Source organism: Pseudomonas sp. IPO3778 (genome assembly GCF_013386825.1).
Taxonomy (GTDB): Bacteria; Pseudomonadota; Gammaproteobacteria; order Pseudomonadales; family Pseudomonadaceae; genus Aquipseudomonas.
Genome location: NZ_JACARC010000038.1, coordinates 13,147 through 34,038, shown reverse-complemented (window position 1 = coordinate 34,038; position 20,892 = coordinate 13,147). Strand labels below are relative to the sequence as shown.

The following is a 20,892-nucleotide window of genomic DNA, read 5'->3' as shown; positions in this document are numbered from 1 at the left end:
GGTTCGGGCCATTATGGCCGGGAGGGCAGTGCGTCCAGGCGGTAGGGGCGGATGATGCGCTGGTATTCGCCACTCTGCTTCAGTTGCTCAAGGGCGCCATTGAGGGCGTTGCGCAAGGCGGTGTCGGGCTTGCGCAGCGCAATTGCCACGCCGCTGCCCAGCAGTTCGATGGAGACGGCGGAGCCGAGGAAGCCGAAATCCTGGCCGTCGGCGGTGTCGAGCAGCGCCTCGCGGATTTCCACCTTGCCTTGCAGGGTTGCATCAATGTCGCCAGCCAACAGGCTGCGGATCAGTTCGTCATTGCGCCAGAACCCCTTGACGATGACGCCCTTCGGCGCCCATTTCTTCAGGGCAAAGGCCTCGCGGTTGCTGCCCACCAACACGCCTACGCGCTTGCCCTTCAGCGATCGTGCGTTGGGCTTCAAACCGGATGTCTTACGGGCCACCAGGCACGTGCTGATCGGATAGAGGTCATCGGTAAAGCTCACCCACTGTCTGCGCTTCGATGTCGGGGCCATGCCCATGATTGCGTCGAATTGCCGGGCTTCGAGGGCGGGGAAGTCTTCTACAAGGATCTGGTCGACCCAGGTACAGCGCACATTGAGCTGTATGCACAAGGCATCGCCCAGTTCGATGTTCAGCCCGACAAGTTGGCCTTGTTCATTGCGGCTCTGGAAGGGGGGGAATTGTGCCGCGACGGCGAAACGAATTTCGCGCCGTGGTTGATCACCGGCCAAAACGAGGGAGGCCACGCCGGCCATCAGCGACAAGAACAGCGCAACACAGGTGCGTATCAGAAGCACGGGAACGTCCTTTTCCGGAAAACCAGCTTCACCGCGCCCAGCCCCGTGAGAAAGAATCGGGGCCAGAGGGTGTCGTGCAAGCTTTCAAGAATTGGACGCAGACCTGCAAGGCGAAACGTCAGTAAACGTTGTAGGCACTCATCGCGATTGCGAGGGATTTGTTACCGGTCAGCGCTTGCCCATCGAACGACGGGTGCCGGGAGGCGCCATGCCCGGGCTCTTGGTGTGGCCGTTCTTGGCGCCGTTTTTGTACCACGGCTGGCTGGAGTTTTTCGCCCCGGCCAGTTCGCCCGGCTTGAACGGAAACTTGAATGCCGGGATCTCGGCCTTGGTTTCGCCTTCGACGCTGTCAGGGTTGGCCTGTGGGTCGATGTCGGCCGCTTCAACAGCGGGTTGTGTCGGGGAATTCATGGAAGCTCCGGGGAGTACTGAAAATGACGCGGGCCCGACTTGCGGGCCACACCGCCGCGCAGTATACCTGCGCGCCTCGGATCTTTAACCACTGCTCGTACGAATGGTCGGACTTTACTGACGGCGCTGTCAGTTAGCAGTCACGTTGCTGACCCGGTTGGCGGGCTATAAAGCACCTTCATTCTCCAACCCCTTTGCCCTGGCGCCTCACCCCATGCACATTCAACGAAAACCTGCCTTGATCGTGGGCGTCCTCGTGGTACTGGCTGTTGTGGCCTGGGCGGTGACCCGCCCCGCCAAGACCAAATTGACCGCACCCACCGCGATTCCGGTGCGTGTGGTCAGCGTCAAAGAGCAGGACATCCCGCGTTTTGTCAGTGGCATTGGTTCGGTGCTGTCGTTGCACAGTGTGGTGATTCGCCCGCAGATCGACGGCATTCTCACCAAATTGCTGGTCAAGGAAGGTCAGTTGGTGAAGACCGGCGACCTGCTGGCGACCATTGATGACCGCTCGATCCGTGCCAGCCTGGACCAGGCCAAGGCGCAACTGGGGGAAAGCCAGGCACAACTGCAGGTCGCGCTGGTCAACCTCAAGCGTTACAAAGAGCTGAGCATCGACGACGGCGTTTCCAAGCAGACCTATGACCAGCAACAAGCCCTGGTCAACCAGCTCAAGGCCACGGCACAAGGCAACCAGGCCGCCATCGACTCGGCCCAGGTGCAGCTGTCGTACACCCAAATTCGTTCGCCGGTCACCGGTCGCGTCGGGATTCGTACAGTGGATGAGGGCAACTTCCTGCGCATGAGCGACACCCAGGGGCTGTTCTCCGTTACCCAGATCGACCCGATTGCCGTCGAGTTCTCCCTGCCGCAACAAATGCTGCCGACCCTGCAACGCCTGATCGCCGCGCAGCTGCCCGCCGACGTCAACGCCTACATGGGCGCCGACACCGATGGTCAGACGGGCGACCTGCTGGGGGAAGGCCGCCTGAGCCTGATCGACAACCAGATCAGCGGCACCACCGGCACCATCCGCGCCAAAGCCGAGTTCAGCAACGGTGCACAAAAGCTGTGGCCGGGGCAGTTGGTGACGATCCGGATCCAGACCGCCCTGCACAAGAACGCTCTGGTCGTGCCGCCCACCGTGGTGCAGCGCGGCCTGGATTCGCACTTCGTGTACCGGGTCAACGGTGACAAGGTCGACATCGTGCCGGTGCAGGTGGTGTACCAGGACAGCGACATGAACATCCTCGAGGGCGTGCAGGCCGGCGATGTACTGGTCAGCGACGGCCAGTCGCGGCTCAAGGCAGGCGCCCATGTAGACGTGCTCAAGGAACCGCCGCAAGTGATCCAGACCGTTGATGCCAAGGTGCAGCCATGAGTGGCACTCGTTCGCCGTCGGCCTGGTGCGTCGATCACCCGGTCGCCACCTTGCTGCTGACCTTCGCCCTGGTATTGCTTGGGATGATTGCGTTCCCGCGCCTGGCCATCGCACCACTGCCGGAAGCGGAGTTTCCGACGATCCAGGTCAGCGCCACGCTGCCCGGCGCCAGCCCGGACACCATGGCTTCGTCGGTGGCCACCCCGCTGGAGGTGCAATTCAGTGCCATCCCCGGCATGACTCAGATGACCTCCAGTAGTGCCTTGGGCTCCAGCCTCCTGACCCTGCAGTTCACCCTCACCAAGAGCATCGACACCGCCGCGCAAGAAGTGCAGGCGGCGATCAACACCGCCTCCGGCAAACTGCCCAGCGACATGCCGAGCCTGCCGACCTGGAAGAAGGTCAACCCGGCGGACAGCCCGGTGCTGATCCTCAGCGTCAGCTCCGACAGCATGCCCAGCACCGAGCTGAGCGACTACGTGGAAACCCTGCTGGCCCGTCAGATCAGCCAGATCGACGGTGTCGGCCAGATCAACATCACCGGCCAGCAACGCCCGGCCATCCGGGTGCAGGCGTCGGCCGATAAGCTCGCGGCCATCGGCCTGACCCTGGCGGACGTGCGCCTGGCGATCCAGCAATCGAGCCTGAACCTGGCCAAGGGCGCGATCTACGGCGAGAACAGCGTGTCGACCCTGTCGACCAACGACCAGTTGTTCCACCCCGAGGACTACGCCCAGCTGATCGTGTCCTACAAGGATGGAGCCCCCGTACAACTGCGGGATATCGCCAAAGTCGTCAATGGTTCGGAAAACGCCTACGTGCAGGCCTGGTCCGGCGACACGCCGGGGGTCAACCTGGTGATCTCCCGCCAGCCCGGCGCGAATATCGTCGAGACCGTAGACCGCATTCAAGCCGAGTTGCCACGCCTGCAAGCCATGTTGCCGGCTTCGGTGCAGGTCAGCGTGTTGACCGACCGCACCAAGACCATCCGTGCGTCCCTGCATGAAGTGGAAGTGACCCTGCTGATCGCCATCCTGCTGGTGGTGGCGGTGATGGCGCTGTTCCTGCGTCAGTTGTCCGCCACCTTGATTGTGTCCAGCGTGCTGGGCGTGTCGCTGGTGGCCAGTTTTGCGCTGATGTACTTGATGGGCTTCAGCCTGAACAACCTGACCCTGGTGGCGATCGTGATTGCCGTGGGGTTTGTGGTGGACGATGCCATCGTGGTGGTGGAGAACATTCACCGCCACCTGGAGGCGGGCCTCGACAAGCGCGAGGCCGCGATCAAAGGCGCGGGTGAAATCGGCTTTACCGTGGTGTCCATCAGCTTCTCGCTGGTGGCGGCGTTTATTCCGCTGCTGTTCATGGGCGGTGTGGTGGGGCGGTTGTTCAAGGAGTTTGCGCTGACGGCCACGTCGACCATCCTGATTTCGGTGGTGGTCTCACTGACCCTGGCGCCGACCCTGGCCGCGTTGTTCATGCGCGCGCCGACCCATCACGCCCATGACAAACCCGGTTTCAGCGAGCGTCTGCTCGCCGGTTACGCGCGCAATTTGCGCCGCGCCCTGGCCCACCAGCGCACCATGGCCGCGATTTTCCTGGTGACCCTGGCCCTGGCGGTGGTGGGCTACGTGTACATCCCCAAGGGTTTCTTCCCTGTACAAGACACCGGCTTTGTCCTCGGCACCAGCGAAGCGGCCGCCGACGTGTCGTTCCCGGACATGGTCGCCAAACACAAGGCGATTGCCGAGATCGTCAAGGATGACCCGGCGGTGGAAGCGTTCTCCCATTCGGTGGGCGTGACCGGCAGCAACCAGACCATCGCCAACGGCCGGTTCTGGATCGCCTTGAAGGACCGCGGGGATCGTGATGTGTCTGCCAGCCAGTTTATCGACCGGATCCGGCCGAAACTGGCGAAAGTACCGGGTATCGTGTTGTACCTGCGCGCCGGCCAGGACATCAACCTCAGCTCCGGCCCAAGCCGTGCCCAGTACCAGTACGTGCTCAAGAGCAATGACGGCCCGACCCTGAATACCTGGACCCAGCGCCTCACCGAAAAACTGCGGGCCAACCCGGCGTTCCGTGACCTGTCCAACGACTTGCAACTGGGGGGCAGCATCACCCACATCAGCATCGATCGTCAGGCTGCCGCGCGCTTTGGCCTCACCGCCACCGATGTGGACCAGGCGCTGTACGATGCCTTCGGCCAGCGCCAGATCAACGAATTCCAGACCGAGATCAACCAGTACCAGGTGGTACTGGAGCTGGACACCCAGCAACGCGGCAAGGCTGAAAGCCTGAATTACTTCTACCTGCGCTCGCCGCTGACCAACGAGATGGTGCCGCTGTCGGCGGTGGCCAAGGTCGACCCGCCGACCATCGGGCCCTTGTCCATCAGCCATGACGGCATGTTCCCGGCGGCCAACCTGTCGTTCAACCTGGCGCCGGGCATCGCGTTGGGCGATGCGGTGATCATGCTCAACCAGGCCAAGAATGAAATCGGCATGCCGAGCACCATCATCGGCAACTTCCAGGGCGCGGCCCAGGCGTTCCAGAGTTCGTTGGCCAGCCAGCCCTGGCTGATTCTCGCGGCGCTGGTGGCGGTCTACATTATCCTGGGCGTGCTGTACGAGAGCTTCGTGCACCCGCTGACGATCATCTCCACCTTGCCGTCGGCGGGGTTGGGTGCGCTGATCATGTTGTCGCTGATGGGCCAGGACTTTTCGATCATGGCGCTGATCGGCCTGGTGCTGCTGATCGGGATCGTGAAGAAGAACGGCATCCTGATGATCGACTTCGCCCTGGACGCCCAGCGCGTGCGCGGCCTGCCGCCTGAAGAGGCGATTTACGAAGCCTGCGTCACGCGGTTCCGGCCGATCATCATGACCACCCTGGCCGCGCTGCTGGGTGCGGTGCCGCTGATGCTGGGCTCCGGCCCCGGCGCGGAAATGCGCCAGCCGTTGGGCATCGCGGTGGTGGGCGGGTTGCTGGTGAGCCAGGCGCTGACACTGTTCACCACGCCGGTCATATACTTGTACCTCGAGAAGTTTTTCCATAGACCCAAACCAGCTCCCCAGCTGGCAACCACACACTGAGGCTGAGGCCCCGTCCTGGAACAAAAGGCTCATGCGTGTACTGATTATTGAAGACGAAGAAAAAACCGCCGACTACCTGCACCGCGGGCTGACGGAACAGGGCTATACCGTCGACGTCGCCCGTGAAGGCGTCGAAGGGTTGCACCTGGCCCTGGAGAACGATTACGCGGTGATCGTGCTCGACGTGATGCTGCCCGGCCTGGACGGCTTTGGTGTGTTGCGCGCGCTGCGCGCCCGCAAGCAGACGCCGGTGATCATGCTCACCGCCCGCGAGCGGGTGGAAGACCGTATCCGTGGCCTGCGCGAAGGCGCAGACGATTACCTCGGCAAGCCGTTCTCGTTCCTCGAACTGGTGGCGCGCCTGCAGGCCCTTACCCGGCGCAGCGGTGGGCATGAGCCGGTGCAGGTGACCATCGCCGACCTGTGGATCGACCTGATCAGCCGCAAGGCCAGTCGCAACGGCATTCGCCTGGACCTGACCGCCAAGGAGTTCTCGCTGCTCAGCGTCTTGGCCCGGCGCCAGGGTGAAATCCTGTCCAAGACCTCGATTGCGGAAATGGTCTGGGACATCAATTTCGACAGTGACGCCAACGTGGTGGAAGTGGCGATCAAGCGCCTGCGGGCCAAGCTCGACGGCCCGTTCGAACAGAAGCTGCTGCACACCATCCGTGGCATGGGTTACGTGCTGGAGAACCGCAGTGTCGGCTAACTCCATCGCCCTGCGCCTGAGCGGCATGTTCACCCTGGTGGCGCTGCTGATCTTCCTGTTGATCGGCGGCGCGCTGTACCAGCAGGTGGACAAAGGCCTGGGCTTGCTGCCCGGCGCCGAGCTGGATGCGCGTTACAGCGTGCTGGAGTCCTCGGTAAATCGCTTTGGTACGCCGGACCATTGGGCCAAGATCACCGCCAAGCTCAAGCTGTTGGGTGAGGAAGACAAGCGCATCCGTTTCTGGGTGGTGAGCAGCGACCCTGCCTACGAATATGGCAACCCGGACGCGCAGATTCGCGCCTTCGCCGAGGGCCCGACCGGCAAGCGTGATTTGCACCTGCCGGGCCATCATCATCCGTTCAAAGTGCTGGTCAGCCAGTTCCCGGCCAAGGACCAGCGCCCGCCGCTGCGCTTTATGATCGCGGTCGACACCGAGAACTTCCGCGCCACCCAACATCAACTGCTGGTGGCGCTGATCGGCCTGGCGTTTGTCGGGGTGCTGCTGGCGTCGTTGCTGGGGTTCTGGGTGGCGCGTATCGGCCTCAAGCCGCTGATCAAACTGTCGGACGAGGCGCAGAAACTCGCGCCGCCGAAACTTTCCGGGCGCCTGCAATTGTCGCCATTGCCGCCGGAGCTGAAGCAGTTCGTCAATTCCTTCAACTCGACCCTGGACCGGGTGGAGCAAGCCTATTCACGCCTGGAGTCGTTCAACGCCGACGTGGCCCATGAACTGCGCTCGCCGCTGACCAATCTGATTGGCCAGACCCAGGTGGCACTGACCCGTGGGCGTTCGGCCGAGCATTATTTCGAGGTGCTGCAATCGAACCTCGAAGAGCTGGAACGGTTGCGTTCGATCATCAATGACATGCTGTTTCTGGCCAGCGCCGACCAGGGCAGCAAGGCCACTAAACTGATCATCAGTTCACTGGCCGATGAAGTGGCGACCACCCTGGATTACCTGGACTTCATCCTCGAAGACGCCCAGGTGCAGGTGCGGGTGAGCGGCGATGCCCAGGTGCAGATCGAGAAGGCGCATCTGCGCCGGGCGTTGATCAATCTGTTGAGCAATGCGGTGCAGCACACGGCGCCTGGCCAGGTGATCGAGGTGAAGATCGAAGCGCTGGAGGATCACGTGGCGATTGGCGTGACCAACCCGGGCGATGAGATTGCCAGCGAGCATTTGCCCCGGTTGTTTGAGCGGTTTTATCGGGTGGATGCGTCCCGCAGCAATAGCGGGGCCAATCACGGGTTGGGGCTGGCGATCGTCAAGGCGATCGCGCTGATGCACGGCGGGGATGTATTTGTGCGCAGCGAGGGCGGCGGCAATACCTTTGGCATTACACTGCCGGTGTAGCGGGTGGCGTCCCTGTCCCTGTGCACGCTTCAATCAGCATCAGTTACTCAGCCGGGCTCCGGCCAAACTGCCGCTCAGCTCATAGGCCGCCAATTCCGCCTGATGCGCCGCCATGATCTCCGGCAACGAACCGCGCAGGTATTCCACCCACGTCTTGATCTTCGCGTCCAGGTATTGGCGCGAGGGGTAGATGGCGTACAGGTTCAGCTCCTGGGAGCGATAGTTGGGCATCACCCGTACCAGTGTGCCGTTGCGCAGCCCTTCAATCGCCGCATACACCGGCAACAGGCCAACGCCCATGCCGCTGGTGATCGCGGTCTTCATCGCATCCGCCGAGTTCACCAGGAACGGTGAGCTGTTGATGGCGACACTTTCCTGGCCTTCCGGCCCGTTGAACGACCATTTATCCAATTGAATCACCGGGCTGACCAGGCGCAGGCACGCGTGGTTGAGCAGGTCGCTGGGCCGGTGCGCGCAACCGTTGGCCTTGACGTAGGCCGGCGAGGCACAGGCGATGCTGTAGGTGATCCCCAGCCGTTGCGAGACAAAACCCGAATCCGGCAGCTCGCTGGCCAGCACGATGGACACGTCGTAGCCCTCGTCCAGCAGGTCCGGCACGCGGTTGGCCAGGGTCAGGTCAAAGGTCACGTCCGGGTGCGTGCGGCGGTAGCGGGCGATGGCGTCGATCACAAAGTGCTGGCCGATGCCGGTCATGGTGTGCACTTTCAGTTGCCCGGCGGGGCGTGCGTGGGCGTCGCTCGCCTCGGCTTCCGCCTCTTCGACATAGGCCAGGATCTGCTCACAGCGCAGCAAATAGCGCTTGCCGGCCTCGGTCAGGGCGATGCGGCGGGTGGTGCGGTTGAGCAAACGGGTTTGCAGATGGGCCTCAAGGTTGGAGACCGCGCGCGAGACGTTGGCGGTGGTGGTGTCCAGTTGCACGGCGGCGGCGGTGAAGCTGCCGGCTTCGGCCACGCAACTGAAGGCGCGCATGTTTTGCAAAGTGTCCATGGGGTGCTCTCTGGGAGATGGCAAATTGTGACACGAAGTTGCAGGGTCCAGTGATCCCTACCAAAAGATTATCGCCTGAACGGTAACAAAGATTCACAAGAATCCCACCTTATCGCCATCCAGCCCGCCCCATAGAATTGCGCCACCTTTCCCGCAACACCCTTTCAGGAATTCGCAGCAGTGCCGCGTCGCATCAGCAGAGAGCTGAAGACTCTCAGTGTTTGGGCCTTATCGTTAGCCATCAGCGGCTGCATCGGAACCGCAGGCATTGCCCCCAAAGGGCAGTCACTCGCCGCCAATACATTGGCCACCGACGAAGCGATCAAAACCGCTGCCCAGGACGCCCACTGGCCCACCGCGCAATGGTGGCAAGCCTACGGCGACCCGCAACTCAACCACTGGATTGACCTCGCCGTGCAAGGCAGCCCGAGCATGGCCATGGCCGCCGCCCGCGTGCGTGAGGCCCGGGCCATGGCCGGGGTCGCCGAGTCGGCCGAGTCGTTGCAGGTCACCGGCGACGCCACCCTCAAGCGCCACAACTGGCCGAGCGATCAATTCTACGGCCCGGGCAACCTGGACAATGCCACCACCTGGGACAACAACGCATCCCTGGGCTTCAGCTACGCCCTTGACCTCTGGGGCCGCGAAAGCAATGCCACCGAGCGTGCCGTGGACATGGCCCACATGAGCGTCGCCGAAGCGCGCCAGGCCCGGCTCGAATTGCAGAGCAACGTGGTGCGCGCCTATATCCAGCTGTCGCTGCACTTTGCCCAACGGGACATCGTGGCCGCTACCCTGGCCCAGCAACAACAGATCCTGGACCTTGCACAAAAGCGCTTGAATGGCGGGATCGGCACCCACTTCGAAGTCAGCCAGGCCGAGACGCCGTTGCCGGAAACCCATCGGCAACTGGACGCCCTGGATGAAGCCATTGCCCTGAGCCGCAACCAACTGGCTGCGCTGGCGGGCAAAGGGCCGGGGGAGGGCGCGCAGTTGCAGCGGCCTGCGTTGTCCCTCGCCGCGCCGTTGAAACTGCCCTCGAGCTTGCCCGCCGAACTGCTTGGCCAGCGCCCGGACGTGGTTGCCAGCCGCTGGCAAGTGGCGGCCCAGGCCCGTGGCATTGATGTGGCCCACGCCGGTTTCTACCCCAACGTCGACCTGGTGGGCAGCCTCGGCTACGTCGCCACCGGCGGCGGCATGCTGGAGTTCCTGACCGGCAAGAAACTCAATTACACCGCCGGCCCGGCCATCAGCCTGCCGATCTTTGATGGCGGCCGCCTGCGTTCGCAACTGGGTGAGGCCAGCGCCGGCTACGACATCGCCGTGGCGCACTACAACCAGACCCTGGTCAACGCGCTCAAGGGTATCAGCGACCAATTGATCCGCCGCGCGTCGATGGACAAGCAACAGGCCTTCGCCGCGCAATCCGTGGCCTCGGCGCAGAAAACCTATGACATCGCGATGATCGCCTACCAGCGCGGCCTCACCGATTACCTCAATGTGCTGAATGCCCAGAGCCTGTTGTTCCGCCAGCAGCAAGTGCAGCAACAGGTCCAGGCCGCACGCCTGAGTGCCCACGCCGAACTGGTGACCGCATTGGGCGGCGGCCTGGGCGCCGGCAGCGACGTGCCCCAGGACAGCAAGACCTTGCCGAGCAAGACCCCGGCGGCCCTCGCCGTGTTTGATCACTGAGTAGGATGCGATGACTCCCTTGCCTGCACCGCTGCGCTGGTTGCACTCGCTTGAGTGGCGCCGTGGTTTCTTCGATTGGGCACGCAGTGACGGCGTGACCTGGGTCTATATCTTCAAGGTGCTGATCGCGGCCTTCCTGACCTTGTGGCTCGCCATGCGCCTGGAGTTGCCGCAACCGCGCACCGCGATGATCACCGTATTTATCGTGATGCAGCCGCAAAGCGGCCAGGTGTTCGCCAAGAGTTTTTACCGCTTCCTTGGCACCCTGGCGGGGTCGGCGGTGATGGTGTTTCTGATCGCGTTGTTTGCGCAGAACACTGAGCTGTTCCTCGGTTCGCTGGCGATCTGGGTCGGCATCTGCACCGCTGGCGCGACCCGCAACCGCAACTTCCGCGCCTACGGGTTTGTGCTGGCCGGCTACACCGCGGCGATGGTCGGCTTGCCGGCCCTGGCCCATCCCGACGGCGCGTTTATGGCGGCGGTGTGGCGGGTGCTGGAAATCTCGTTGGGGATTGTTTGCTCGACGGTGGTCAGCGCCGCGATCCTGCCGCAAACCGCCAGCGCCGCGATGCGCAATGCCCTGTACCAGCGCTTCGGTGTGTTCGCGCTGTTTGTCACTGATGGCTTGCGGGGCCGCAGCGAGCGTGAGGATTTTGAACGCAGCAACGTGCGCTTTATCGCCGAAGCCGTGGGCCTGGAAGGGCTGCGCAGCATCACCGTGTTCGAAGACCCGCACATGCGTCGGCGCAATGGCCGGCTGACGCGCCTGAACAGCGAGTTCATGGGCATCACCACCCGTTTCAACGCCCTGCACCAATTGCTGGAACGCCTACGCAGCAACCAGGCGGACCACGTGGTGGCGGCCATCAAACCGGGCCTGCAAGACCTGGCGGAATTGCTCGACGGCTTCTCCGGCCGCGCCCTCACCAGCCCTGATGCCGGGCGCCTGGTCAGCCAACTGACGGCTTACAAAGAGGGCCTGCCCGCCAAGGTCCGCAGCCTGCGGGCGAGCTTTCAGGAGAGTGTGCCCAGCGATGCCGAGCAGCTGGATTTTCACACCGCCTACGAGCTGCTGTACCGCTTCGTCGACGAGCTGCACAGCTACGCGCAAACCCACGCCTCCCTGGCCGAGCACAGCCACGCGCGCGAACACTGGGACGAGCCCTACACCCCGAAAACCAACTGGCTGGCCTGCGCCGCTTCGGGGATTCGTGCCTCGTTCATTCTGGTCGTGCTGGGCAGCTACTGGGTGGCCACCGCCTGGCCCAGCGGCGCCACCATGACCCTGATCGCCGCCGCGACGGTGGGCTTGTCCGCCGCCACGCCGAACCCCAAGCGCATGGCATTTCAAATGGCTTGCGGCACGTTGATCGGGGCGCTGGTGGGCTTTGTCGAGATGTTCTTCGTGTTCCCCTGGATCGACGGGTTCCCGCTGCTGTGCGTGATGCTCGCCCCGGTGATCATCTTCGGTTCGTTCCTGGCTTCGCGCCCGCAGTACGCCGGGGTGGGCGTGGGGTTGCTGATCTTCTTCAGCACCGGCTCGGTGCCGGACAACCTGACGGTCTACAACCCTTACGCCTTCATCAACGACTACATCGCCATGGTCATCGGCATGCTGGTGTGTGCGGCGGCAGGCGCGATCATCCTGCCGCCCAACAGCCGCTGGTTGTGGCGCCGGCTGGAGCAGGATCTGCGCGAGCAAGTGGTGTTCGCCATCAGCGGCAAGCTCAAGGGCCTGGCGTCGGGTTTCGAAAGCCGCACCCGCGACCTGCTGCACCAGGCCTACGGCTTCGCCGCCGGGCAGCCGCAGGTGCAACGCAACCTGCTGCGCTGGATGTTCGTGGTGCTGGAAGTGGGCCACGCGATTATCGAGTTGCGCAAGGAACAGGCGATCTTGCCGGTGCACCCGGCGTATGCCGAATCCCAGCCGTGGCGCCAGGCGATCCGGGTGATGGGCCGTTCGCTGGTGCGGCTGTTCCTGCGACCCAGCGCCAGCAACCTGGAGCGCAGCCTGATCGCCGTGGACCACGCCATCAGCCGGGTGCAGGCCACCGACGAACCTTTCGCCCCGCACTTCGACACCTCGGCCCTGCGCCGGGTGAAAAGTTACCTGCACTTTATCCGCACCTCATTGCTGGACCCGCAATCACCCCTGGCTGCCCTTACGCCCGAAGGACCCGCTCATGCCTCGTGAAATCGCCTTCCACGGCGTGTACATGCCCACCATGACCCTGATGTTTTTGATCGCGGCGGGCCTGGCCTGGGCCCTCGACCGGTTCCTGGCCGGCTTTGATGTGTACCGTTTTTTCTGGCACCCGGCGCTGCTGCGCCTGAGCCTGTTCGCTTGCTTGTTCGGCGCCCTGGCGCTGACCGTCTACCGTTGAGAATGCCCCGATGAAAAAGTTTTTCAGCCTGCTCGCGACCTTGCTGGTACTGGCCCTGGCGATCTGGATTGGCCGCACGTTGTGGGTGCAGTACATGGAAACCCCGTGGACCCGCGATGGCCGCGTGCGTGCCGACATCATCAACGTCGCCGCCGACGTGACGGGCGAGGTGGTCAACGTCCCGGTGCGTGATAACCAATTGGTGAAAAAGGGCGACCTGCTGATGCAGATTGACCCCGAGCACTACCAGATTGCCGTCAAGCAGGCGCAGTCGCTGGTGGCGTCCCGCAAGGCCACCTGGGAAATGCGCAAGGTCAACGCCCACCGCCGCGCCGACCTCGACGCCCTGGTGATCTCCAAGGAAAACCGCGACGACGCCAGCAACATCGCCGACTCGGCCCTGGCGGATTACCAGCATGCGCTGGCGCAACTGGAAGCGGCCGAACTCAACCTCAAGCGCACCCAGGTGGTGGCGGCGGTGGACGGCTACGTCACCAACCTCAACGTGCACCGTGGCGACTACGCGCGTATCGGCGAGGCGAAGATGGCGGTGGTGGATATGAACTCGTTCTGGGTGTACGGCTTCTTTGAAGAAACCAAGCTGCCCCACGTCAAAGTCGGGGATAAAGCCGACATGCAACTGATGAGCGGCGAAACCCTCAAGGGCCACGTGGAAAGCATCTCGCGCGGGATCTACGACCGGGACAACCCGGAGAGCCGCGAACTGATCGCCGATGTGAACCCGACGTTCAACTGGGTGCGTCTGGCCCAGCGGGTGCCGGTGCGGATTCACATCGATGAAGTGCCGGAGGGTGTGCTGTTGGCGGCAGGCATCACCTGCACGGTGATCGTGAACCCAACACAGAACTGATTTTCTGTGTTGATGAGGGGCTTGTCCCCCTCACCACAGGTCAGCAAAACGTCTCGTGCAAGTGACGCCACAGCAGGGCGCCGCTGGCCTGCTTTTCAAACACCACGGTCGAACGCCGGTCGGTGTGTGCACCGCTGCCATCCACCTGCTGCTCTCGATAGCTCACCGTTGCCCCACGGGCATGTCGGTCAATCCCGGCAAACTCGCTGAGGCTGATCTTGAACCCGGGCCGCTTGCCACCGGCCTGGCTGAACAGTTGGTTGAGCATCGCAAAATCCAGTGGCTTGCCCGCCGGGGTGATCATGGAAAAGTTCGGTGAGAAACGGCCCAGCAAACTCTCCAGCGTTCCCTCGGGCGCGGTCCCGGCAAACCATTGCTCGATCTCGACATGGGCCTGGATCACTTCATCAAAAAAATCGCGGTAATCAATCACAACGCACCACCCAATCCAAAGCGTTTTTTCAACACGGTTTCCAGCAACCCCTTGGGCATCAACGCCGCCATCCACGGCAGCGCCCGGCAGCCATTGCCCGAGCGCAACAGGCGAGGCGGTGTGGTTTGCTGCACGGCCTTGAGTACGTCAGCGGCGAACCGGATGGCAGGCGTAGGTCGATCCTGAGACGCCTTGGCCCGCGCGCGGATGCTTTCGCGCAGCGGCCACCAGGGCGACTGTTCATTGATCAACAGTTCGGCCTGGGTACCGGCGTTTTTTGCAAAGCGGGTATCGATGGCGCCCGGCTGCACCTCCATCACGCGCACGCCAAACGGCGCCAGCTCCATGCGCAATGCATCACTCAAGGCATGCACCGCCGCTTTTGAAGCGCAGTACGCGCCGGCAAACGGGGTGACCAGCACCCCCGAGACACTGCCGATATTCACCACCAGGCCTTTGCGCTGGCGCAGGGCCGGGAACAGCGCCTGGGTCACTCCGACCACAGAGAATACGTTGGTCTCGAACTGCTGCTGCATCGCCTGGGTGCCGCCGTCGAGCAACGGGCCCATGGCGCCGTAGCCGGCGTTGTTGATCAGTATGTCCAGCTCGCCGATCTGCCCGGCCAGTTGCGCCAGTGCAGCGCTGTCGTTGACGTCCAGTTGCACGGCGGTGAAACCGGCGGCGCTCAGGGCGGCCACATCGTCGGGGCGTCGGGCGCTGGCCCACACGTCAAAGCCGGCGTGCTTGAAGGCGTCCGCCAGGGCACGGCCGATGCCACTGGAACACCCGGTGATGAGTACGTTGGGCATGGATCAGTCCTTTGTCAGGGTTAGTCGGAGAAGCTGCCTTGCAGGTGCTCGGCGCGAAACTCCAGGGTTTGCGGGCGGTAGCCGGGGCGCAGGGGCGGTACCGGCAGGCAGTCTTCCCAGGTGGCGCCGGCCTGCAATTCGCCGGGGCCGCGATAGCGCGGGGCAGCGTACACGTTGTCGGCCAGGTTGACCGTGTCGCCCGGCGCATAGGCCGCGATGCGCCAGCGCAGTTCGGTCAGCGGCACGTTGTTGCCGTTGCTCAAGGTGAGTTTGAGCGGACGGTCCGCCGGGCATTCTTTCGGGGCGTACACGGTGCGCAACTCCAGGCGCGCCAATTGCTGGGCCTCACGGTTGTCCAGCCACACCACCCAGACCGCCACCAGGCCCAGGCCGACGGCGGCTGCGAGCGACACTGGCAAGGCCTTGGCCGGGTAGCGCAGCAGGAGGATCAGCCAGGTGATAATCAGTAAAACGCCGAAAAACATGATGGCAACCTCGCAGACAGATCAACCATCGTACCTGTGGGCGGGCGGGGTTGACTATCCGGGGACCGGTGGTGGTCGCTCGGGCGCCATCGCAGGCAAGCCAGCTCCCACAGTTGACCGTGTGCATTCTTTGGAATGCGGCCAACTGTGGGAGCTGGCTTGCCTGCGCTGAGGCCTTGCATTCACTGCACGACCCATGAAAAAGCCCCCGCCCAACCGGCTGCGGATAGGGGACGCAGTCGGCTGGACGGGGGCTTCTTGTACGACGCTTTTACTGCGCGATGGTTTTCACCGACACGCCCCGCTCGATCGGCGTAGACCGGCCGTAGATATCTTCAAAACGCTCGATATCGTCTTCGCCCAGGTAGCTGCCCGACTGCACCTCGATAATCTCCAAGGGGATCTTGCCCGGGTTACGCAAACGGTGCACCGAGGCTATCGGGATGTAGGTGGACTGGTTTTCGGTGAGCAGGAACACGTTCTCGTCACAGGTGACTTCGGCGGTGCCGCTGACCACGATCCAGTGTTCGGCGCGGTGGTGGTGCATCTGCAGCGACAGGCACGCGCCCGGCTTGACCGAGATGTGCTTGACCTGGAAGCGGCCGCCCATGTCCACCGAGTCATACGAGCCCCACGGACGGTACACCTCGCAGTGGTTCTGGGTTTCGCTGCGGCCCTGTTCGTTGAGGGTGTTGACCATCTGCTTGACGCCCTGGACCTTGTCCTTGTGGGCAATCATCATCGCGTCCTTGGTTTCCACCACCACGATGTTTTCCAGGCCGATCACCGACACCAGTTTGCCGTTGCCGTGGATCATGCAGTTCTTGCTGTCCTGGATCACCACGTCGCCCTTGCTGACGTTGCCGTTGGCGTCTTTTTCATTCACGTCCCACAGCGATGCCCAGCAACCCACGTCGCTCCAGCCGGCGGTCAATGGCACCACGCAGGCCAGTTGGGTTTTTTCCATCACGGCGTAGTCGATGGAATTGTCCGGGCAGCAGGCGAAGGTGGCTTCGTCGATGTCGATGGTGTCGGCGGTGTGGTTGCTGCGCTCCAGGGTCAGCAGGCAGGTGTCGTAGATGTCCGGGTCGTGCTTTTTCAGCTCTTCCAGGAAGCGGCTGGCGCGGAACAGGAACATGCCGCTGTTCCAGAAATAACCACCGCTTTTGACGAACTCGGTGGCGCGTTTTTCATCGGGTTTTTCAACGAACTGCTGTACGCGGCTGACGCCTTCGGGCAGCAGCGAATCGTTGGTCGACTTGATGTAGCCGTAGCCGGTTTCCGGACGGGTGGCCGGTACGCCGAACAGCACCATCTCGCCACGCTCGGCGGCCACGGTGGCCAGGGCCAGGGCACGTTGCAGGGCTTTCTGGTCGTCCAGCACGTGGTCGGCCGGCAGCACCAGCATCAGCTCGTCGCGGCCTTCGTTGACCAGCATCATTGCGGTCAGGGCCACGGCTGGCGCGGTGTTGCGCCCGAAGGGTTCCATCAGGATGCGCTGGGTTTCCAGTTTGCGGGCGGCCAGTTGCTCGTTGACGATAAAGCGGTGGTCCTTGTTGCAGACCACGATGGGCGCGTCCATGCCGTCGAAGACCAGGCGCTCCAGGGTTTGCTGGAACAAGGTGTGCTCGCCGGTCAGGGCCAGGAACTGCTTGGGAAACTGTTTGCGGGAAAGCGGCCAAAGACGTGAGCCGCTACCACCGGAAAGGATTACTGGGATCATGTGTTTCTCCTTGAATCGATATGGGTCAGAGCTACGAAGGTTTGTCGTTTCACTCTTGTTTTTGTCTCGTTCCGGGCTGGCCCCGCCCCCTGTAGGAGCGAGCTTGCTCGCGAAAAACCCGAGAGCGCCGCGATAAACCTGGGGCGCTGCGTCATCGTTGACGTTCTTCGCGAGCGAGCTCGCTCCTACAGGGGTTGCGGTCAGCCCGGGAAATAGTTAACGGGTCGACACGGGGCGCTTGACCCACACTGGCGACAGGTTGGCGCCGGTACCGGTGACGTACAGCACGGCGGCCTCACCGCGCTCCAGGGCCACGGGCTTCACATCACCGACTTTCTTGTCACCTTCATACAGCGCCAGGCTGACCTTCACCGGGTTGATCTCGCGCTCGCCACGGCCCTTGGCGGCCACGGCCTGGACCACGTCGGTCTTGCCGTCGGCGGTTTTCAGGGTCAGCGACTTGTCACTGAGGTTCTGCACACGCACCAGGGATTTCTGCTTGTTCTTGAACGGCGGTTCTTCGATCAGTTGCGGCTGGCCGCTGCCACTGCTGACCAGGGTGTAGTAGTGGTCGGCGGCGAGCTTGACCGGCACGGTCTGGCTGCCGACCTTGGCGCTGTAGTCGCCGCCCGGCATAAAGCTGAAGTCACTGCTGGCCAGCGGTGCTACCTCGTTGAGGTTGGTGCTGCCGACGGTGGCGCTGACTTCCTGGTTACTGGCGTTGTACACCCGCACAAAGCTGGAACCTTTTGGTGCGACAGGGCCGTAGAGGGCGGCGTCGCCACCGGCGAAGGCAGACATCGAAACAACGCTCATGCCGGCGACGAGGGCAAAAGTTTTTGCGAGGTTAGTAGTGAAAGTCATGTGAGTTACCTCTCTTTCAGTTTTGCGCCCGGTCGGGCGTCTCGGATTTTTGGGTTTTAACTGGGGTGTTCAGGGCCATGTTCTGTTGGCGCGTACCGGCTTGTTTGAGCTGCGCAACCCACTGCGGGTCGGCGTCGCCGATTTCGTTGTTCACGGGCAGATAACGTTCAGGAAACTCCCAGATCAGCACCTGGGGCGGGCTGTTCTTGAAGTCGTCGCTTTTCAGGTAGCTGAGCATCGGCAGGATCGGGCCGTGGCCGTCTTCGGAGTAGTTGATGACGTCGCTGCCCAGGGCTTGCTTCAGCGCGCCGACAAAGTTCCAGTTCGGGTTGGCGCTGTAGCTGGTACCCACCAGGGCCACCGGGGTTTCGCTGTCGGTGAACAGCGCGTCGTCGCCCTTGGTTTCAGCCAAGTGAGTCACGCGTTTTTGCAGCGGCTCCTTGGGCGGCATCAGGTTTTCGAACAGCGGGTCCAGGGGCAGGAACAGGCGCAGGTCGCCCTTGTGCGGTTCGGTCTTCTCGGCTTCGGTGACAAAGCGTTGAGGCTCGCCGCTCAGTGGGGTTTTATCTTTAATCGTCTTCGCCAGTTGCTTGGCCGCGACTTCAGCGCCGTCCGGGGTCCAGTGGGTGTCGGTGCGCAGGAACACTTGCTGGCCGTGCAGCTTGGCCTGTTGCAGCGGGCCCATCAGGTCGGGAGCGATGATCTTGTCGGCAGCCATGCGGGCATGGAAGTCCTGGTAGAGCCCGGCGTGGATGCTGGCAGGCTGCACTTCACCCAGGTGTTCCGGGTACAGGCGCACCTTGGCCGGCACGATCGCCATCACCAACTGGATGCCTTGGGCCTTGAGCTTCTGGCGCACGCCTTCCACCAGGGCGTAGTTGCCCTGCAGGTTCTGGTCTTCGTTGACGATGGGGTTGAATTCCTCGTCGCTGTACAACCAGTGGTCGCGGCCAATCACTACGCCAGGGCGGCCTTCATTGAACAGCTTGTAGTCCAGCGCTGCCCAGAGGTTGGTGCCCAGGCGCTTGATCGGGAACTGGTCGTCGTAATGGGTCTCGACGGCCTTGGTCCAGCGACCGTTGAGCACGGTGGCGTCGGCGTTGGTGCTGAAGCCCAGGAAACTGCGCATCGACCAGGCGCCCAAGGCCAGCAGCACGGCGAGGAACAAGGCGATATAGAGGACGCGTAATGAACGGGTCATGGTCGGCTCCCTCAGAACTGGAAGTAAAGGAACGGCGAGAAGCTCTGCGCCGAAAGTTTGAGAATCGACGCCACGAACAGCAGCAGCACAGCGGCGCGCATGGCGTAGCGTGGCCAGGTGGCGCTCCAGTAGGCCGGTTGCACGGTGGCCTCGGTGCCCACGGTGTAGCCGGGCTCATGGATGCTGCCCGGCGTGTCGCCCGGTACGGCCTTGATCAAACCCGGTTGGGCGGTGGCCGGGCCGTCGGCCTGGGTGTTGACCGCAGGCTTGGTTTTTTCCGGCGGGCGGTTGCTGTAGAAGTCCCGCAAACCGAAGAACGCCAGAGTGGCGTACGCCACCACCAGGGTTGCCACTTGCAGCCCGGTGAGGCTGGCGCGGTTGAGTTCCGACAGCGACCACTCGCCGAAGCTGAACATGGCGCCGTACATGCGACCGGCGACGTGCAGGTTTTCCGAGCGGAAGATCACCCAGCCCATCACCACCAGCAGGAACGTGAAGGCCCAGCGCACGACGTTGAAACTGCGCGGTGCGGTGTTGAGGCCGATGGCTTTTTCAATCGCCAGCCACATGCCGTGCCAGGCACCCCACACGATGTAGGTGATGTTTGCACCGTGCCACAGGCCACCGAGCAGCATGGTCAGGAACAGGTTGCGGTAGGTGGTCAGCGTGCCTTTACGGTTGCCGCCCAGGGTGATGTACAGGTAGTCACGCAGCCAGGTGGACAGGCTGATGTGCCAGCGCCGCCAGAACTCGGTAATCGACTGGCTGATGTACGGCTGCTTGAAGTTTTCCATGAAGCGGAAACCCATCATCAAGCCCAAACCGATGGCCATGTCGCTGTAGCCGGAGAAGTCGAAGTACAGCTGCGCGGTATAAGCCAGCGCGCCGAGCCAGGCATCGCCCGTGGTCGGGTGTTGCAGGGCAAAGCAATGGTCGGCGACCACCGCCAGGGTGTCGGCGATGAACACCTTTTTGATGAAACCCTGCATGAACCGCGTGCAGCCCTCGGAGAATTTATCGAGGGTGTGGGTGCGGTTGTTGAACTGGTCGGCCAGGTCGCGAAAGCGCAACACCGGGCCGGCAATCAGGTGCGGGAAGATCGCCACAAACGCCGCGAAGTCGATCAGGTTGCGGGTGGCCGGGGTGTCGCCGCGGTACACGTCGATGATGTAGCTGATGGACTCGAAGATGTAGAACGAGATCCCGATCGGCAACAGCACGTGGGTGAGGATGAAGGGTTCAAGCCCTGCCGACTTCATCATCAGGTTGATGCTGTCGACGCCGAAGTTGGCGTACTTGAAGTAGCCGAGGATGCACAGGTCGACCGCCACGCCCAATAGCAGCCAGCGCTGGGCCGGCTTGGTGCGAACGCCGGCCGCACCGACCTTGAGGCCGATCCAGTAGTTCCACAGGGTCACGGCGGCGAACAGCGCCAGGAAGTCCACTCGCCACCAGGCGTAGAACACATAGCTGGCAATCAGCAGCAGCAGATTGCGATAGCGTTGCCCGCTCAAGTAGTACAAGCCGAGGAAGATCGGCAAGAACAAAAACAGGAACACATTGGACGAGAAAACCATCCCGATCTCTCCATGTTTAACCAACAGTCAAGGGCCAACGGCCCCCCCAAACCCCCCACGAATCTGGGAGGGTGTACGCGTTCAGTGTGGGAGCT

General features: G+C 62.9%; 18 protein-coding genes. 8 read left to right on the top strand and 10 right to left on the bottom strand.

The genetic code is table 11. The features are described from left to right. Positions 1-11: 11 nt before the first annotated feature. Both HX855_RS19975 and HX855_RS19970 read right to left on the bottom strand, forming a co-directional pair. Positions 12-803, bottom strand: coding sequence for a transporter substrate-binding domain-containing protein (locus HX855_RS19975; RefSeq protein ID WP_309139794.1), 792 nt, complete (start codon positions 801-803; stop codon positions 12-14). Positions 804-971: 168 nt separating this feature from the next. Beyond that, complete coding sequence (locus tag HX855_RS19970) at positions 972-1,214, bottom strand: hypothetical protein (protein ID WP_177084123.1); 243 nt, start codon at positions 1,212-1,214, stop codon at positions 972-974. Positions 1,215-1,428: 214 nt separating this feature from the next. On the opposite strand from HX855_RS19970, the gene HX855_RS19965 reads away from it, so the two are divergent. The 4 genes from HX855_RS19965 to HX855_RS19950 are packed head-to-tail and all read left to right on the top strand — an operon-like array spanning position 1,429 to position 7,750. Beyond that, on the top strand, positions 1,429-2,595 hold the full coding sequence (locus HX855_RS19965) for an efflux RND transporter periplasmic adaptor subunit (protein ID WP_177084121.1): 1,167 nt from the start codon (positions 1,429-1,431) through the stop codon (positions 2,593-2,595). Further along, entirely contained in the window at positions 2,592-5,687 is a 3,096-nt protein-coding gene (locus HX855_RS19960) for a multidrug efflux RND transporter permease subunit (RefSeq protein ID WP_177084119.1), read from the top strand. The genes HX855_RS19965 and HX855_RS19960 overlap by 4 nt, the downstream gene beginning before the upstream one ends. Before the next feature lie 31 nt (positions 5,688-5,718). Beyond that, the gene (locus HX855_RS19955; RefSeq protein WP_088424198.1) at positions 5,719-6,396 is read left to right on the top strand and encodes a heavy metal response regulator transcription factor; all 678 of its coding nucleotides are present in this window, start codon (positions 5,719-5,721) and stop codon (positions 6,394-6,396) included. Then, positions 6,386-7,750, top strand: a complete 1,365-nt coding sequence (locus HX855_RS19950; RefSeq protein ID WP_177084117.1) for a heavy metal sensor histidine kinase — start codon at positions 6,386-6,388, stop codon at positions 7,748-7,750. The genes HX855_RS19955 and HX855_RS19950 overlap by 11 nt, the downstream gene beginning before the upstream one ends. Before the next feature lie 39 nt (positions 7,751-7,789). On the opposite strand, the gene HX855_RS19945 is transcribed toward HX855_RS19950, so the two are convergent. Beyond that, positions 7,790-8,758 carry a LysR family transcriptional regulator gene (locus tag HX855_RS19945; RefSeq protein WP_177084115.1) on the bottom strand — a complete coding sequence of 323 codons (969 nt, stop codon included), beginning with the start codon at positions 8,756-8,758 and terminating at the stop codon, positions 7,790-7,792. A gap of 180 nt (positions 8,759-8,938) precedes the next feature. Between HX855_RS19945 and HX855_RS19940 the strand changes: the two genes are divergently transcribed. The 4 genes from HX855_RS19940 to HX855_RS19925 are packed head-to-tail and all read left to right on the top strand — an operon-like array spanning position 8,939 to position 13,705. Then, entirely contained in the window at positions 8,939-10,450 is a 1,512-nt protein-coding gene (locus tag HX855_RS19940) for an efflux transporter outer membrane subunit (RefSeq protein WP_177084113.1), read from the top strand. 10 nt (positions 10,451-10,460) lie between these two features. Next, positions 10,461-12,644, top strand: a complete 2,184-nt coding sequence (locus tag HX855_RS19935; RefSeq protein ID WP_177084111.1) for an FUSC family protein — start codon at positions 10,461-10,463, stop codon at positions 12,642-12,644. Next, on the top strand, positions 12,634-12,834 hold the full coding sequence (locus HX855_RS19930; protein ID WP_177084109.1) for a DUF1656 domain-containing protein: 201 nt from the start codon (positions 12,634-12,636) through the stop codon (positions 12,832-12,834). Before HX855_RS19935 ends, HX855_RS19930 begins: the two co-directional genes overlap by 11 nt. A 10-nt stretch (positions 12,835-12,844) precedes the next feature. After that, positions 12,845-13,705 (top strand): HlyD family secretion protein, encoded by an 861-nt coding sequence (locus HX855_RS19925; protein WP_177084107.1) that lies wholly within the window; start codon positions 12,845-12,847, stop codon positions 13,703-13,705. Positions 13,706-13,745: 40 nt separating this feature from the next. Here HX855_RS19925 and HX855_RS19920 read toward each other — a convergent pair whose 3' ends face one another. From HX855_RS19920 to HX855_RS19890, 7 genes are all read right to left on the bottom strand, one after another. Further along, positions 13,746-14,138: a DUF4440 domain-containing protein gene (locus tag HX855_RS19920; protein ID WP_177084105.1), complete on the bottom strand. Its 393-nt coding sequence runs from the start codon at positions 14,136-14,138 to the stop codon at positions 13,746-13,748. Then, the gene (locus HX855_RS19915) at positions 14,135-14,947 is read right to left on the bottom strand and encodes an SDR family oxidoreductase (RefSeq protein WP_177084103.1); all 813 of its coding nucleotides are present in this window, start codon (positions 14,945-14,947) and stop codon (positions 14,135-14,137) included. Before HX855_RS19915 ends, HX855_RS19920 begins: the two co-directional genes overlap by 4 nt. A 20-nt stretch (positions 14,948-14,967) precedes the next feature. Then, a complete protein-coding gene (locus HX855_RS19910; protein WP_177084101.1) occupies positions 14,968-15,432 on the bottom strand; it encodes a multidrug transporter in 465 nt (154 codons plus the stop codon). 271 nt (positions 15,433-15,703) lie between these two features. Continuing rightward, positions 15,704-17,155 (bottom strand): mannose-1-phosphate guanylyltransferase/mannose-6-phosphate isomerase, encoded by a 1,452-nt coding sequence (locus HX855_RS19905; RefSeq protein ID WP_177044403.1) that lies wholly within the window; start codon positions 17,153-17,155, stop codon positions 15,704-15,706. 216 nt (positions 17,156-17,371) lie between these two features. Next, a complete protein-coding gene (locus HX855_RS19900) occupies positions 17,372-18,019 on the bottom strand; it encodes an alginate O-acetyltransferase AlgF (RefSeq protein WP_177084099.1) in 648 nt (215 codons plus the stop codon). Between the two features lie 16 nt (positions 18,020-18,035). Continuing rightward, positions 18,036-19,220, bottom strand: a complete 1,185-nt coding sequence (locus HX855_RS19895) for an alginate O-acetyltransferase (protein ID WP_177084097.1) — start codon at positions 19,218-19,220, stop codon at positions 18,036-18,038. A gap of 11 nt (positions 19,221-19,231) precedes the next feature. Beyond that, the gene (locus HX855_RS19890; protein ID WP_177084095.1) at positions 19,232-20,797 is read right to left on the bottom strand and encodes an MBOAT family protein; all 1,566 of its coding nucleotides are present in this window, start codon (positions 20,795-20,797) and stop codon (positions 19,232-19,234) included. Between the last annotated feature and the right edge of the window lie 95 nt (positions 20,798-20,892).